Genomic DNA, 16,036 nt, shown 5'->3' on the forward strand with positions numbered 1-16,036 from the left:
GAACCGACATGGCACAGACCCCGGTGGAGCCCGGCCCCACCTCACGCGGCGCGCTGGACACGTACTTCAGGATCTCGGCGCGCGGCTCCACCGTGGGCACCGAGGTGCGCGGCGGCCTCACCACCTTCATGGCGATGGCCTACATCATCCTGCTCAACCCGGTGATCCTGAGCGGCGCGGACGTCACCGGCCACCGGCTCGACCACGCCCAGGTGACCACCGCCACCGCGCTCGCCGCGGCCGTCACCACGATCGTGATGGGCGTGGTCGGCAACGTGCCGCTGGCGCTCGCCGCCGGCCTGTCCGTCTCGGGCGTGATCTCCGCGCTGGTGGTGCCGCACACCACCTGGCCGCAGGCGTTCGGGCTGTGCGTGATCTACGGCCTGCTGATCGTGCTGCTGGTGGTGTCCGGCCTGCGCGAGAAGATCATGCACGGCATTCCGCTGCCGCTGAAGCACGCGATCACCATCGGCATCGGCCTGTTCATCTCGATCGTCGGCTTCGTCAAGGCCGGGTTCGTGCACACCGGCGGCCCGACCCCGCTCTCCCTCGGCCCGTTCGGCGAGCTGGAGGGCTGGCCGGTGCTGCTCTTCTGCCTCACCCTGCTGCTGATCTTCGTGCTGCTGGCCCGCGGCGTGCGCGGCGCGATCCTGATCGGGCTGGCGATCGGCACCGGTGCGGCGATGATCGTCGACCAGGTCGCCGACCTGACCGCCGACGACTGGGGCGGCTCCGCGCCGGTGTGGCCCGGATCGCCGGTCTCCGCGCCCGACTTCGGGCTCTTCGGCCACGTCGACCTGTTCGGCGCGTTCGGCGCGCAGGGCATGGGCGCGATCAGCGCCACCGTCGCGGTGTTCACCCTGGTGCTGGCCGGGTTCTTCGACGCGATGGCCACCATCATCGGCGTCGGCACCGAGGCCGGGCTCGCCGACGCCAAGGGCCGGATGCCGGGCCTGTCGAAGGCGCTGTTCATCGACGGCGCGGGCGGCGCGATCGGCGGCGTGGCCGGGGCGTCCGGGCAGACCGTCTTCCTGGAGTCCGCGACCGGCGTCGGCGACGGCGCCCGCACCGGCCTGGCCTCCACCGTCGTCGGCGGCATGTTCGCCCTGATGCTGTTCTTCTCCCCGCTCGCCGCCATCGTCCCGGTGCAGGTCGCCTCCGCCGCCCTGGTGGTGATCGGCTCGCTGATGATGAGTCAGGCCCGGCTCATCGACTGGTCGGACCGCGAGGTCGCCGTCCCCGCGTTCCTCACCAGCGTGGTCATGCCGTTCACGTACAGCATCACCGCGGGTGTCGGCGCCGGCATCGTCTCCTACACCGTCGTCAAGGCCGGCACCGGGAAGTGGCGCGAGCCCGGGGTGCTGATGTGGATCCTCACCTTCGTGTTCGCCGTCTACTTCGCGCTCGCCCCGATCAAGTCCTGGCTGGGCGTCCACTAGGGAGCACTCGTGCAGGACATCGCCGCGCAACTCCACGCCTGGCACGCCGCCCGGCGGCCCTTCGCCCTGGCCACCGTGGTCCGGGCCTCCGGCAGCGCCCCGCGCGAGCCCGGCGCGGCGCTGGCCGTGGACGCGGACGGCGAGGCGGTCGGGTCGATCTCCGGGGGGTGCGTGGAGGGCGCGGTGTACGCGCTGTGCGAGGAGGCGCTGGCCTCCGGCGTGCCGGTCCTGGAGCACTTCGGGTACAGCGACGAGGACGCGTTCGCGGTCGGGCTGACCTGCGGCGGGTCGCTGGACGTCCTCGTGCAGCCGGTCCTCGGCCCGGCCCCCGGCCTGGACGCGGCCCTCGCCGCTCTGGTCTCCGGCACGCCCGTCGCACTGGCCCGGGTGATCGACGGGCCGTCGGCGCTCCTCGGCGGCACGCTCGCCGTCACCGCCGGGACCGCCCACGGCAGCCTGCCGCTGCCGCACGCGGTCGGCGAGGTCCGGGCGATGCTCGCGGCCGGACGCACCGGCCTGCTCCGGCTCGGCGACGCCACGCTCTTCGTCGACTCGCACGTCCCGCCGCCGCGGATGCTGGTCTTCGGCGCCATAGACTTCGCCGCCGCGGTCGCCCGGGTCGGCGCGTTCCTCGGCTACCGGGTCACGGTGTGCGACGCCCGGCCGGTGTTCGCCACCCGCCGTCGCTTCCCCGCCGCGGACGAGGTCGTCGTCGACTGGCCGCACCGCTACCTCGACTCCCAGGCCGGGCAGTTGGACGCCCGGACCGTCCTGTGCGTGCTCACCCACGACGCCAGGTTCGACCTCCCCCTGCTGGAGCGCGCCCTGCGCCTGCCCGTCGCCTACGTCGGCGCGATGGGCTCCCGCCGCACCCACCACGACCGCCTCGCCCACCTCCGCGAGGCCGGCCTCACCCCCGCCGAACTGTCCCGCCTGCACTCCCCCATCGGCCTCGACCTCGGCGCCCGCACCCCCGAGGAGACCGCCGTCGCCATCGCCGCCGAAATCATCGCCCACACCCACGGCGGCACCCACCTCCCCCTGACCACCACCGAGGGCCCGATCCACCACGCCGGCCGCCGGTGACGGCGTCCTCGCCCGGCTCCCTGTCGGCCACTACGGATCAGGAATCGAACGCCCGGGTCGCGCCGTACTTCGCGGCGTCCTCCAGGACCACCGGGCTCGCCTGCCGCGGCACGCCCAGCTGCTCCCGCTCGACCGGCAGGCCGGTCGGGAGCATGGGGGCCAGCGCCTCGAACACGGCCCACACCGCCGAGCCGCGGTAGTCGGCGAACTCCTCGGTGGCGCGCAGCCACAGGGCGCCGGACGGAAGCTCGTCGACGGCGGACAGGCGCGCCCCGGCGAACGCGGCGGCGCCGCCGTGCTCGGCCGCCAACTGGCGTGGCACGACGGTGATCCAGTCGTAGCCGCGGAGGATCCGCCGGGCGTCGTCGTAGGTGTCGCCGAGATCGCGAAGGCCCAGCGCGCTCTCCAGCTCGGTGCAGGTCATGTCTCCGCCGTGGCCGACGGATCCGAACACCGGGTCCGCCCCGTCCGCCACGTTGCGGATGCTCTCCACCACGGCGCGGACCAGCGGGGCGGAGACCGGCGTCTCCAGGTGGAGGACCGCCCACCGCTCGTCCGCGTCGTCCCGCCACGCCGTCAGGTGGCACACGACGTCGACGGTGAACCCGCCCTGCCCGATGACCGTCGCCGTCGCGGACACCGTCCGGCCCTCCGCCGCCCGTTCGGCGAGCCACCCGAGGTTCTCCGCACTGCACGGACGGTGCCGGTACATGCCGCCGAGCTCCGACGAGGCCGCCGTCAGCCGAATCCGGCCGGCGAGGGCGTCGCCGTGGACCCGCCCGGCCTTCCCGGCCGCGAGCTCCTCGACCCGGGCCTTCAACGGGCCTTCGAAGCGGCCCAGCACATCGGTGAGGAACCGGTGGACGACCGCCCGGTACTCCGCCGGGCTCCCGACGTCCAGCAGGACTTCGCCACGGAGGCGCGCGTTGCCCCCGCCGGTCACAGCGTCGCGCCGAGCGGCCGGTCGGGGTGGGAGCCGGGGAGGACCCAGGCGGTGGCGGAGGCGGTGTGGGTGAGGAAGGGGTTGAGGGCGTCGTTGGCGGCGAGGCGGTTCTGGACGCGGGTGAAGAGGGCGGGGTCGCGCATGAAGGCGCAGAACAGCAGGCCGCGGTCGTCGGGGGTGTCGTCGTAGGAGTAGCCGCGGCGGAGCATCCGGGCGCCGCCGTCGAGGCGGGGGCTGCTGAGCCGGACATGGGCGTCGACGGGGATGACGTAGGAGCCGTCGGGGTGCTTGACGTAGATGTCGGGGTCGTCGTGCTCGGCGGTGCCGGTGAGGGGGGCGCCGGACATCAGCCGGCGGCCCATCGACAGTTCCTGACGGTCGGTCGGGAGAGCGGCGAAGGCGGCGGCGTCCATGCGTATCCGGCGGTAGACCAGGATGGTGCCGTCGGCGTTCCACAGGCCGGGGTCGGCGGGGTCGGGGTTGGCGCTGCCGTCCTTGAAGCCGAACAGGTTGCGCGGGGTCTCTCCGTCGGGGACGGACGGCAGGAACCCGGCCTGGTTCCAGCGGAGGGTCGCCCCGGAGGGCTTGGCGGCGGCGAGCAGGTGCTCCGTCAGGACGCCGGTGGTCCACGGGTGCTCGGCCGAGACCTGGAGGAGGAGGTCGCCGCCGCTGCGCCCGGCGTCGAGCCGGTCGCCGGGGAAGGCGGGCAGTTCGGCGAGTTCGGCGGGCGCGGGGAGCTTCAACCGGGCAGCCAGCGCGGGGCCGACGGCGGCCAGCGAGGAGATCGGGGCGGCGGACAGTCGCGGGTCGGCGAGGCTGCCGTCGGCCGCGGCCGCGGCCGCGAGCACCTTGTCCACGGCGGCGAGCAGGCCGCGCAGCGCGTCGCGGTCGGCGGCCTCGGGCAGGTCGAGCGCGAGCAGCCTGGTGGCGGGGAGTTGACGGTACGTCAAGCCGGACTGCCGTGCGCCGTGGTGGGGAACCACGGCAGGGGGCGTGGCTGCGGGTGCCGCGGCCGGGTCACGGCCGAACGCGGTGGCGGCGGCCGCGCCCGCCCCGGCGGCCAGCACGGCGCCGGCGGACAGCAGGGCCCGGCGGCCGATCCGGGGCCGGGCGGACGCCGTGCTGTCCTGCGGGTTCCCCGATTCGATGTGCATGGGCGCTATTGGAGACGATAGAACACGTTTCATGCAACTCCTCCATGATTTCCACCTGTTGGTACGCCGACGGACCGGTCCGCGCCGTCTCCGGGTCGGCGTGATAGCACTGGGTCTGCTGCTTCCGGCGCTGGCCGCCTGCTCCTCGTCGGCGTCGCCGTCCGCCGACCGTCACCCGCCGGGCACGGTGATCCAGGTGCCCGAGGACGTCCCGACGGTGCAGCGCGCGGTGGACGTCGCCAACCCCGGAGATCTCGTCCTCGTCCACCCGGGCGTCTACAAGGAGAGCGTGCGGATCACCAAGCCCCGCATCGTGCTGCGTGGTGCGGACCGCAACACGGTGGTCTTCGACGGCGACCTGAAGCTGATCAACGGCATCACCGCGACGGGCGCGGGCACCGTGGTGGAGAACCTCACCGTGCGCGGCTTCCTGGCCAACGGCGTGCTGTTCACCGGCGTCACCGACGAGAAGCTGCAGCGCCACGGCGCGGGCGGCTCCGCGTACGACCCGCTGGACACCACCCGGTTCCCGGCGGTGCAGGGCTTCCGGGCGAGCAAGGTGACCTCGTACGGGAACGCCCTGTACGGCATCTACGCGTTCGACGCGCGCGACGGGATCATCGAGGACTCGTACGCGTCCGGTATGGCCGACTCGGGGATCTACGTCGGTCAGTGCAAGCCGTGCAACACCCTGGTGCGGGGCAACACGGTGGAGCGCAACGCGGTCGGCATCGAGATCACCAACGCCTCGGAGAACCTGACCGTGGTCGGCAACCGGTCCGTCAACAACCGGGTCGGCGTGACGATCAACTCCAACGACCTGGAGTCGCTGGCCCCGCAGCACGCCGCGGTGATCGCCGGCAACGTGATCGCGGACAACAACTCGGCGGACTCGCCGCAGCAGGCCGACGGCGGTTTCGGCATCGGGATCGGCATCGGCGGCGGCACCGACAACCGGGTCGAGCGCAACCTCGTCCAGGGCAACCGTGCCGCGGGCATCGTGGTCACCGACCCGACCGGACACCCCGCCTCGGGCAACCGGGTGACCGCGAACAAGGCCGTCAACAACGGTGTGGACCTGGTCAGTTCGGCCGCCGACCCGGGCAACTGCTTCGCCGGCAACACCCCGGGCACCCAGAGCCCCGCCGGCCTGGAGCAGTTGGCCGCGTGCGGGGCGAGCGGCGGCGGCAAGGTCCCGCCGGGCCGCGCGGTCGGGGTGCAGCCGCCGCCCGGGATGGCGTTCAACGCGGTGCCGGCGCCGCCCGCGCAGCCGTCCATGGACGACCCGAACGCGCCGGCCGTGCCCGCCGTGGACCTGCCCGGCAAGGTCGACCCGGACAGCTACCCGCTGCCGACGGCCGTCTGACGCCACCTCAGCCGGCCGTCGCCCAGGGCGCTTCCGGGAGCTTGGCCCCGGCGTCCTGACCGCCGATGTCCAGGGTGGTCGGGGTGCCGAGGCCGGCCATCCGCATGGTGATCCGGCGCAGGCCGCCGTCGGCGTCGATCCAGTAGGTGATCGGCGAGGTGCCGCTGTCCTTGTCGGCGGAGTCGCGGGAGCGCGGGCCGGCGATCCGGTCGTAGTCGCGGCCGTCGATCCGGTCCCTGCCGAGCCAGCGCGGGCCGGCCTGGGCCAGCAGCAGCGGGTTGTCGGGACGGTCCGCGCCGAGCTGGATCAGCATGTTGAGACCGGCGTCGAGCGGGTCGGTGCCGTAGCTGCGCGACGACCAGCCGGACCGCGGCACGTGCTCGGCCTGCTCCCAGGCCGGGCCGCTCGCCCCCGCGGGCGCCTTGGCCAGGCCGAGGCCGCCGGCGTCCCACACCACCAGGCCGTGGTCGCTGGTGCCGTCCTTGCCCGTGACGGTGTAGCTGCCCGCCGCGTGCTTGCTGCGGTAGTCCACCACGCCCTGCACCTCGACGACCATGCCGTCGCCCTCCTGCGCCTTCAACGTCACCCGCACCGGGCTGGCCTGATAGACCTTCAGCCGGGACATCGCCAGCCGGGACGCCTCGTCGGTGGACAGCGGACGGGCCTCCTCCCCGCCGCCCGCCAGCTGCCAGGCCGTCACCCCGCCGCCCGCGAGCACGGCCGCCGCCACGGCGGTGACGATCAGGCTGCGCCGGGACGGGCGCTTCTTGTCGGATGCCATCGGGGTCGTCTCACTTCTCGGTGTCGTGGGGAAGGGGCCCCGGGAGAGTATCCCGGGGCCCCTCGGTGGTGCTGATCCCGCGTCAGTACGCGCGGCGCTCACTGACCGTGCGTCAGTGCGCGCGGCGCTTGCGGACGGCGATCAGCAGTCCGGCGCCGGCCGTCACCAGGATCGCGCCGCCTACCAGGGCGTACGTGAGGGTGGTGTCGTCCATGCCGGTGTAGGCCAGGCCGCCCGAGGGCGCCGACGGCGTCTGGGTCGGCGTCGGCGCGGGGGTGCTCGGGGGCGGGGGGAGCAGCTTGTTGACGGCGGTGGTGCTGACGCCGTCGTCGAGGTGGTCGTCGTCGAGGACCACCGGTCCGAGGACCGGCTGTTCGGGGGTCTGGTAGCCCTTGGGCGGGGTGATTTCCTGCCAGTAGTAGGTGCCCTTGTCGGTGACGGTGCGGCAGGTGCCGTCGTCGCCGGTGGTGCACGGGTCGCCGACCTTGGTGTCCGGCTTGTCGCCGTCGGTCTGGAGCCCGTCGGTGGCGTTGGTCTCGCGCCACAGCTGGAAGACGGCTCCGGGCAGCGCCTTGCCGTCCTGGTCGTTCTTGACCAGGCGCAGTTCGCCCTGCTGCTGCATGAAGCCGAAGTCGAAGGTGTGGTCGTTCTGGCCGGGGCCGCCGGTGGTCAGGGCGCGTTCGACGTACTTTCCGCCCTTGGGGACGGTGCCGTCGGAGTCGATCGCCCGGTTGGAGCCGACGTTGTCCTTGGTCGGGACCCAGTGGTACAGCGGGCCGCCCTTGGCGTAGTCCGCCGGGTTGTCGAGGCGGATGGTGTACGCGGTCTTCGGCTTCAGCCCGCCGGTGACGTTGCTGTCGTCGAAGTAGTACTCGCCGCGCGCGGTGGTCTTCGCGGTGCCGACCTTCTTGCCGTCGCCGTCGTACAGGTTGACCGTCGCGCCCGCCACCGGCTTCTGCTGCGGCAGTTGGAGACCGGAGCGCTCCGGGTCGTACCAGACCCGGTTCCCGATCTGCAGCGGCGCCTTGTCGCAGAGCACTTCGAGGTCGGCCATGGCCGCGCCCTTGCCGAAGCGGGAGCGGCCGTCGGAGAGTTCGTTGCCGAAGCCGGGGTCGATCCCGCCGCTGCGCAGGGTGAACATGGTGCCGGCGGTGATGATGTTGTTGGAGACGTCGTAGCCGGAGGTGGCGATCGAGTTCTCCACCTTGGACAGCGCCATGCCCGCGAACGACGCGTACAGGTGGCCGACCGGGGCGGGGCGGTTCAGGTCGAAGAAGCCCTTGCCCTTGGTGGTGATCCCGCAGCCGAGGTTGACGTCCATCACGAAGCTGTCGCCGGACTTGCAGGCCTTGTTCAGGTCGGCCGAGGCGAGCACGTAGACGAAGCCGTTCGGCAGCGGGCCCTCGGGCGGGGCGGCGGCGGCCTGGTCGGCGTACCGGTCGCGGAACGACAGCAGCATCGAGCCGTCGGTCTCGAAGCCGATCTCGCCGAGCTCGGGCTCCGGATTGAGGCTGCAGACCTGCCCGTTCGTGGTCGGAACGGTGTCCTGCCAGGGGTACCAGAAGTAGCCGCCGCACCCGGCCGGCGTGCCGCGGTGGTCGAGCGGCTGGTTGAGGACGGCCGCGTCGAACGTCCCGGTGGCCGGGTCGAAGGGCAGCACGATCGCCCGCAGGTCGCCGATCTTCTGGGTGGACTGGCCGGAGCAGACGCCGCCGACGTAGCCGACGCCGTCCTGCATGCCGAGGCCGAACGGCCGCCAGTCGTCCGCCGACGGGCAGTCGGGCGTCGGAATGGTGTAGACGGCCTTGGGCTTCTCGACGGTGGCCACGGTGGCGTCGTAGCGGTACAGCTTGCGGTTGTTGAGGTTGACCACGTACAGGTCGCGCCCGTCCTCGGAGAGCTTCAGCCCGCCGAGGCTCTCCTTGCCGACCGGGGCGACGAAGGCGTCGTCCTGGGCGTTGCCGGCGTGCGCGGTGCTGCCGGCGTTGGGGACGGTGGTGAACAGCTTGGTGGTCTTCGTCGCCGGGTCGGTGACGTAGATCGCGCCCGGGCCGCCGGGGCCGTACACGGTGGCGCGCTTGGCCTGGGCCGAGCTGAACAGCCGCCGGTCCTCGCGGTTCCAGGCGATGCCGAAGACGTTGCCGGTGTCACCGTTGGTGGAGACGTCGGTGACGTCCTTGTTCACGCCGCGCGACTCGTACGGGAAGGTCAGCAGGGTGCGGCCGCTCGCCGGGTCGAGGGACGCCGGCTGGCAGGCGGTGGCCAGCGGCGCGTTCTTCTGGCAGTAGTCGGACGGGTTCCACAGGCCGGTGGTGACGGTGGCCTGCTTGCCCGCCGACAGGTCGACGAACTCCTCGTTGCTGCTCAGCTTGTCCGGCGCACCGGCCAGGCCCTCGCGGGACGCGAACGCCGGGTACAGCACGCCCGGCTTCGGATTGACCACCTCCACCCGGTACTTGCCGCTCGCGGTCGCCTTGGCGGGCGACAGCGTGACCGTGCCGTCGGCGGCCGTGACGCCGGTGCGCACCCCGCCGTCCTCGCCGGTCAGCGTGACCGTCACGCCGGCCAGGCCCGGCTCCAGCGCCGGGGTGTACGTCCCGCTCTCGTCCACGGCGCGGACCACCCGCACCGTCACCGACCCGTCGGCGGTGGCCGGCGAGGCGGAGGGTGCGGCGACAGCGGTGGCGGCGGCGAGGGCCGCGACCACGGCGGCGGCCCGTTCGGCCACCCGCCGCCGGCCCGCGCCGGGCGCGGGCGCTCGGGTTTCCTGCTCTGTCTGGGTCATGCCCTGCTCTCGTCGTCAGGTCTCGTCGTCAGGAAGGCACGCCGAACCCCCGCAGCAAGTTCACCGATTCGGTCCCGCGCGCTCCTCGTTTGGCCGAATAGTAAGCGGAATGGAAACGTCCTGCTTACCGATTAAGCAAATTGACGTTTCGTCAGGAAGCACGATCGATCAGTTCCGTGCGCTCCCCGCGCCCCGAAAGCCCGGCCGCACGCCCCGCGCCTCGCCGCCCGACACCCCGCGGACGTGCGCTTTCCGGCCACCTCGACGGGTGGACGCTTCCCCCGCCCGGCCGTTCCGACCAGGGCGCACACCGCCCCCGCCGCGCTCCTCCCCCGATTTCCGCGCGCCCGGCGCGCGACCGAAAATCCCCGCCCGCGCATACCCGGGAAGGCGCGTGAGTACGACCGCAGATCATTACGGCCGGGTCGCTCCGCTGTCAAAGTGCACCATTGCCGCCAAGTCGACTTTGAGACATTCCCGCTGACGCCACGCGGGAGCGGACCGCAAGCGGCAGGGCCCTGGGAGTACGGCCCCGGGTCCGGACCCGACCCGGAGCACGTTCCCGGGTGCGGTCTCGTCCTCTGCGCGGACGGATTGACGGTCCGTCACATGGTCCGCTTGGAGAGCGCCGGGAAGAGCCCCGGCACCCTGTCCAGAGAGGACTTCCCGTGAACGAACACGCACCGCAGCACCACCGTCCGAGCCGCCTCCGCGCTCGCCGGCGCAGGGTGGCGGCGACCGTGACCGCCGTGGCCGCCGCCGTGGTGGCCGGCGTCCTGGCGCCGTCCACCACGGCCTCCGCCGGGCCTCGGCCGGACGTCGTGCAGCAGCGCCTCGACGCGCTGGTGAAGCAGGACGGCGTGCCCGCCGCCCTCGCCACCGTCAAGGACCGCGACGGCCGGACCCGCACCTACACCGCCGGTGTCGGCGACGCGACCACCAAGGCCAAGGTCCCGGTCGACGGGCAGATACGGATCGGCAGCAACACCAAGACGTTCACCGCCGTCGTCGTCCTGCAGTTGGTCGCCGAGGGCAGGATCGGCCTGGACGCCGACGTGGACACCTACCTGCCCGGCCTGGTGCGCGGCGACGGCATCGACGGCCGGAGCATCACGGTCCGCCAGTTGCTCCAGCAGACCAGCGGTCTGCCCGACTACATGAACCCGGCCGGCGTCCTCGGGGACTCCAAGCGGTACACCGAGCCGCGCGAACTCCTCGACGCCGCGCTGGCCAGGAAGGCCCGGTTCGCGCCCGGCGCCCGGTGGGAGTACAGCAACACCAACTACCTGCTGGCGGGCCTGATCGTCCAGAAGGTCACCGGACGCCCGGTCGGCGAGGAGATCACCAAGCGCGTCATCGAGCGGATCGGCCTGCGCCACACCTCCTTCCCCCTCCCCGGGGACATGACGATCCCCGAGGCCCACCCCAAGGGCTACCTGCTGGCCGCGGACGGGTCGCTGCGCGACTACACGGAGCTGGACCCGTCCTGGGGCTGGGCGGCCGGCGCGATGATCTCGACCAACACCGATCTCACCCGGTTCTACGAGGCGCTGCTCGGCGGTCGGCTGCTGCCCGCCGCCCAGCTCGCCCAGATGCGCGCCACCGTCCCCGCCGACACGCTCGGCACCGGGGTCGGCTACGGCCTCGGTCTGATCAGCCGCCCGCTCTCCTGCGGCGGGGTCGCCTGGGGGCACGGCGGGGCGATCCCGGGCTACGAGACCTCCGGCGGCACCACCGACGACGGCCGCTCCGTGAGCATCTCGGTGACCGCGTTCCCGGGCAAGGACGACACCGTCCAGCACGAGGAGCAGGCCGTGGACGCGGTGCTCTGCCGCTGACCGTCCCCCGGGCGGCCCGCGCCGGTCCTCGGCGCCGGCCGCCCGGTTCGCACCGCCCCACCACTCCCCCTTTCTGTCTTCCTGGAGTCCGGATGAACGAGCACACCCCGCAGCGCACGGCGCACCGCCCCCGCACGCTGCGGTACGCCACCACGGCCACGGTCGCCGCCGGGCTCGCGCTGAGCGCCCTCGCCCCGACCGCGGCCTCCGCCGCACCGCGCCCGGACGTCGTGCAGCAGCGCCTCGACGCGCTGGTGAAGGAGGGGGTGCCCGCCGCCCTCGCCACCGTCAAGGACCGCGACGGCCGCAGCCGCACCTACACCGCCGGTGTCGGCGACCTGGCCACCAAGGCCAAGGTCCCGATGGACGGGCAGATCCGGGCCGGCAGCAACACCAAGACGTTCACCGCCGTCGTCGTCCTGCAACTGGTCGCCGAGGGCAGGATCGGCCTGGACGCCGACGTGGACACCTACCTGCCGGGTCTGCTGCGCGGCGACGGCATCGACGGCCGGAACATCACGGTCCGTCAGCTGCTCCAGCACACCAGCGGCCTGCCCGAGTACATGAACGCCCCCGCGATGGTCGACTTCACCACCATCCAGTACCGCTGGTTCGAGCCGCGCGAACTCCTCGACGGGGCACTGGCCCAGAAGGCGCACTTCGCGCCCGGCACCCGGTGGGAGTACAACAACACCAACTACCTGGTGGCCGGCCTGATCATCCAGAAGGTCACCGGACGCCCCTACGGCGAGGAGCTCACCAAGCGCGTCATCGACCGGCTCGGCCTGCGCCACACCTACGTCCCGGCCACCGGGGAGACCGCCCTCCGCGAGCCCCACCCGCACGGCTACCTGTACAGCGGTCCGGACGCGCCGCTGATCGACTACACCGACATGGACTCGTCGATGGCCTGGTCCGCGGGAGCGGTCGTCTCCACCAACACCGACCTCGCCACCTTCTACAGCGCGCTCCTGGCGGGTCGTCTGCTGCCCGCCGCCCAGCTCGCCGAGATGCGCACCACCGTCCCGGCCGAGTACCTGGGCCCCGGAGTGCGCTACGGCCTGGGAATCCAGAGCCGGCCGCTGAGCTGCGGCGGCCTCACCTGGGGCCACGGCGGCACCACCCCGGGCTACCGCTCCCGGAACGGCGCCACCGAGGACGGCCGCACCGTCAGCATCACCCTCACCATGGTCCCGGACGAACCCGTCGCCACCCACCTGACCGACGCGGTCGACGCGGCCCTCTGCCGCTGATCCCCCGCCACCGACCCCCCGCCACCGACCCCCCGCCGCCGTTCGGCCTTGCGCCGGGCCCGACCGGCGGGGGCGGGCCGCCCGTCCGCTCCGGGAGAGACGCCGCTCGACCCGCGTCGCGGCTCGCGTAGGCTGCTCGACCGGACGGGCACGACCTGCGACGACGGGCGGGAGCGCAATGGAACTGCGGCAGATGGAGGTCGTCGTCGCGGTGGCCGAGCACGGCGGCTTCACCGCGGCGGCGCGGCAGTTGCACGTCGTGCAGTCGGCGGTGTCCGGCACCGTCCGCGCGCTGGAGAAGGAGCTCGGTGTCCGGCTCTTCGAGCGCACCACGCACCGGGTCACGCTGACCTCCGCCGGAGCCGCGTTCGTCCCCGCCGCACGGGCCGCGCTGCGGGCGGCGGAACTGGCCCGGACGGCGGCCGACGAGGCGCGCGGGGTGCTGCGCGGCGTGCTGACCATCGGCACCATGCAGGGCGTCTGGCTCGGCCTCGACCGGGTGCTCGGCGAACTGCGCGCCGAGCACCCGGGGTTGACGATCCGACTCCACCAGGCCGCGGCCGCCGACATCCGCGCCGGCCTGCGCGACGGCACCGTGGACGCGGCGATAGTCGCCTTCGACCGCCAGCAGCAACGCGGCCTGACGGTACGGTCGTTGGCCTGCGAGGCGATGGTGCTGGCCGCCTCCCCGCAGCGCGCCTTCGACCACCCCGACCGGGTCCGCTTCGAGGACGTCGCCGCCCTCCCCTTCGTCGACTTCGCCCCCGGCTGGGCGGTCCGCGCCGCCGTCGACCGGGCCTTCCGCACCGCCGGCGTCGAACGCGACCCCGTCTTCGAGGTCAACGACATCGTCGCCGCCGCCGAACTCGTCCGCCACGACCTGGGCGTCTGCGTCCTCCCCGAATCGATCGCCGCCCGCTTCCCCGACCTCGCCCTCCGCCGCTTCCCCGTCGGCCGGCCCCGGTGGGACGTGGCCGTGGTCTGCCCGGCCGGAGACCCGACACCGGCCGTGGCGGCACTGCTGCGCCACCTCGGCTGAGGCCCTCAGCCGACCACGCCCCTCCGGTCCGTCGCCCAGTGCACCAGCGGCAGCAGCGGCAGCACCCCCGCCAGCCCCGCGACCGCCCACCAGCCGCCCGCGTGGTAGGCGACCGTGCCGAACTCCGAGCCCAGTGCACCGCCGAGGAAGAACGTCGCGATGAAGACGCTGTTGAGACGGGCCCTGGCGGACGGGTCGAGCCGGTAGACGACGTGCTGGCCGAGAATCAGCGCGGTCTGGACGGCGACGTCGAGGAGGATCGCGGCGAGGGCCAGCAGCACGATGCGGTGGGCGCCGAGGCCCGCGAGCAGCGCGCTCGCGGAGGCGAGCAGCAGGGCCGCCCCCGTGAGCGGTCGGCCGAGGCCGCGGTCCGCCCAGCGTCCGGCCGCCGGGGCGACCAGCGCGCCCGCCGCGCCGACCAGCGCGAAGATGCCGACGCCCGTCTCCGAGTACCCGAACGCCGGTCCGGTGAGCTGGAACGAGACGGTCGTCCAGAAGGCGCTGAACGACCCGAACACCGCCGCCTGGTAGAGCCCGCGCTTCCACAGCGCCGGGTGGGTGCGGACCAACCGCACGGTGGAGCGCAGCACCTGGTGGTACGGCAGGTCGGTGGTGGCCGCGTGTCGCGGCAGGGCCCGGTACAGGGCGAGGGCGAGCAGCGCCGTGAGCGCGGCCGAGCCGAGGTAGACCACCCGCCAGCCGGCCGCGTCCGCGACCAGGCTGCTCACGGCGCGGGAGAGCAGGATGCCGCTGAGCAGTCCGGCCATCACCCGGCCGACGATCCGGCCACGGCTGTGGTCGGGGGCGAGTCCGGCCGCGAACGGGACCAGGATCTGCGCGACCACCGAGGTCGCGCCGCTGACCAGCGAGGCGATCAGCAGGACGGCGAAGCTGCGGGCCGTACCCGCCACGATCATCGCGACGGTGGTGACGCCCAGCAGCAGGGCCACCAGCCGCCGCTTCTCGATCCGGTCGCCGAGCGGCACCAGGAACAGCATTCCGACCACGTACCCGACCTGAGTGGCCGTCACCAGCGCGCCCGCCGTGGCGGTGCCGATGTGGAAGACCTCGGCCAGCGTGGCGAGCAGCGGCTGCGCGTAGTACAGGTTGGCGGCCGTCATGCCGGTGGAGACGGCGAGCAGCGCGACGAGCCGGCCGGGCACGCCGCTGTCCTGCGCGCGGTGGGGAGCCGGGGGTCCGGCCGGTGCGGTGGTGACTGGTGTGGTGGTCGGCGTGGTGGCCATGGGAGTTGCCCTCCGGGTGGTCGGGTCGCGGTCGATGGCTGCGGCGATCGCAGCGTGCACGTGTGTGAGCACCGGAGGCCCGGCCCGTGCTTCCCGTCCGGTCGCGATGATCCACGACAACTGTCATCTCGCTGGGAGATGAGCGGGTTCGACGCACTCCGACCCGGCCGGTCGCGCCGCGCTGAGCGTCCGTCAGTCCGCGACCGTCTTCGGCGCCCAGCCCGGGCCGCGCAGTACGTGTCCGAGCCGGTCGGACCAGGTGCGGGCGGCGAGCACGTCGCGGGCGATCGCGGCGAGTTCGTGGGTCTGGACGCGCAGGATGTTGTACGTGCCGATGTTCTTGGTGAGGCCGTAGCGGACGCGTTCGCCCTCGGGCTCGAAGGTGCCGAAGAGCCGGTCCCAGACGATCAGGATGCCGCCGTAGTTCTTGTCGAGGTACTGGCCCTGCGAGCCGTGGTGGGCGCGGTGGTGGCTCGGCGTGTTGAGGACGAACTCGGCGGGTGCCCACAGCTTGTCGACCAGCTCGGTGTGGATGAAGAACTGGTAGACCAGGTTGATCGCGAAGCAGGCCGTCAGCACCTCCGGGCGGACGCCGACCAGCACGACCGGGAGCAGGAACGGCAGTGCGGTGACGGCCAGGAGGAACGGCTGCCGCAGGGCGACCGAGAGGTTGTACTGCTCGCTGCTGTGGTGCACCACGTGCACCGCCCAGAGCACCCGTATCTCGTGGTGGGCACGGTGGAACCAGTAGTACGCGAAGTCGACGGCGACCATCCCCGCGACCCAGGCCGGCCACCCGGTGAGCTCCCACGGAACCGCCGAGTGCAGCCGCAGCAGCACCACGGCCTCGACCAACGCCCATGGTGCGGCGACCAGTTGGTTGCCGACGGCGGTGGCGATGTTCAGCAGCGAGTCGCGCCGGTCGTAGGAGGGCAGCCGCCGTCGGCGCAGCACGAACAGCTCCACGAGCATGCCGAGGAGGAAAACCGGGGCGGAGAGCCAGAGCACGAGCGATGCGAGGTCCATGAGCCGGGAGCATAGGGTTACTGGTCCAACCAGACAATGAGCAATTCAGTAACTCCGCTCCCCGACGCACCTGGATATGCTG

General features: G+C 73.0%; 12 protein-coding genes. 6 read left to right on the forward strand and 6 right to left on the reverse strand.

From position 1 onward, the window contains the following. Window positions 1–8: 8 nt before the first annotated feature. Both AMK19_RS06645 and AMK19_RS06650 read left to right on the forward strand, forming a co-directional pair. Window positions 9–1,439 carry an NCS2 family permease gene (locus tag AMK19_RS06645; protein WP_073808882.1) on the forward strand — a complete coding sequence of 477 codons (1,431 nt, stop codon included), beginning with the start codon at window positions 9–11 and terminating at the stop codon, window positions 1,437–1,439. A 9-nt stretch (window positions 1,440–1,448) separates the two neighbouring features. Then, window positions 1,449–2,525, forward strand: coding sequence for an XdhC family protein (locus AMK19_RS06650; protein ID WP_073808883.1), 1,077 nt, complete (start codon window positions 1,449–1,451; stop codon window positions 2,523–2,525). Between the two features lie 37 nt (window positions 2,526–2,562). On the opposite strand, the gene AMK19_RS06655 is transcribed toward AMK19_RS06650, so the two are convergent. Next, a complete protein-coding gene (locus AMK19_RS06655) occupies window positions 2,563–3,468 on the reverse strand; it encodes a hypothetical protein (protein ID WP_073808885.1) in 906 nt (301 codons plus the stop codon). Next, entirely contained in the window at window positions 3,465–4,622 is a 1,158-nt protein-coding gene (locus AMK19_RS06660; RefSeq protein WP_073808886.1) for a Dyp-type peroxidase, read from the reverse strand. The genes AMK19_RS06655 and AMK19_RS06660 overlap by 4 nt, the downstream gene beginning before the upstream one ends. Window positions 4,623–4,722: 100 nt before the next feature. Between AMK19_RS06660 and AMK19_RS06665 the strand changes: the two genes are divergently transcribed. Next, window positions 4,723–5,988 (forward strand): right-handed parallel beta-helix repeat-containing protein, encoded by a 1,266-nt coding sequence (locus AMK19_RS06665; protein ID WP_241844277.1) that lies wholly within the window; start codon window positions 4,723–4,725, stop codon window positions 5,986–5,988. Between the two features lie 7 nt (window positions 5,989–5,995). On the opposite strand, the gene AMK19_RS06670 is transcribed toward AMK19_RS06665, so the two are convergent. Both AMK19_RS06670 and AMK19_RS06675 read right to left on the reverse strand, forming a co-directional pair. Further along, window positions 5,996–6,769, reverse strand: coding sequence for a hypothetical protein (locus AMK19_RS06670; RefSeq protein WP_073808888.1), 774 nt, complete (start codon window positions 6,767–6,769; stop codon window positions 5,996–5,998). A gap of 112 nt (window positions 6,770–6,881) precedes the next feature. Then, complete coding sequence (locus tag AMK19_RS06675) at window positions 6,882–9,554, reverse strand: SdrD B-like domain-containing protein (RefSeq protein ID WP_073808889.1); 2,673 nt, start codon at window positions 9,552–9,554, stop codon at window positions 6,882–6,884. A 728-nt stretch (window positions 9,555–10,282) separates the two neighbouring features. Here AMK19_RS06675 and AMK19_RS06680 point away from each other — a divergent pair. From AMK19_RS06680 to AMK19_RS06690, 3 genes are all read left to right on the forward strand, one after another. Next, window positions 10,283–11,392, forward strand: a complete 1,110-nt coding sequence (locus AMK19_RS06680) for a serine hydrolase domain-containing protein (protein ID WP_143200110.1) — start codon at window positions 10,283–10,285, stop codon at window positions 11,390–11,392. A gap of 92 nt (window positions 11,393–11,484) precedes the next feature. Further along, on the forward strand, window positions 11,485–12,645 hold the full coding sequence (locus tag AMK19_RS06685) for a serine hydrolase domain-containing protein (RefSeq protein ID WP_073808892.1): 1,161 nt from the start codon (window positions 11,485–11,487) through the stop codon (window positions 12,643–12,645). 178 nt (window positions 12,646–12,823) lie between these two features. Further along, a complete protein-coding gene (locus AMK19_RS06690) occupies window positions 12,824–13,684 on the forward strand; it encodes a LysR family transcriptional regulator (RefSeq protein WP_073808894.1) in 861 nt (286 codons plus the stop codon). Window positions 13,685–13,689: 5 nt separating this feature from the next. Here AMK19_RS06690 and AMK19_RS06695 read toward each other — a convergent pair whose 3' ends face one another. Both AMK19_RS06695 and AMK19_RS06700 read right to left on the reverse strand, forming a co-directional pair. Beyond that, a complete protein-coding gene (locus AMK19_RS06695; protein ID WP_083646543.1) occupies window positions 13,690–14,928 on the reverse strand; it encodes an MFS transporter in 1,239 nt (412 codons plus the stop codon). 192 nt (window positions 14,929–15,120) lie between these two features. Continuing rightward, window positions 15,121–15,954: a sterol desaturase family protein gene (locus AMK19_RS06700; protein ID WP_073808895.1), complete on the reverse strand. Its 834-nt coding sequence runs from the start codon at window positions 15,952–15,954 to the stop codon at window positions 15,121–15,123. Window positions 15,955–16,036 lie beyond the last annotated feature (82 nt).

It is taken from the genome of Kitasatospora sp. CB01950, assembly GCF_001905465.1.
Taxonomy (GTDB): Bacteria; Actinomycetota; Actinomycetes; order Streptomycetales; family Streptomycetaceae; genus Kitasatospora.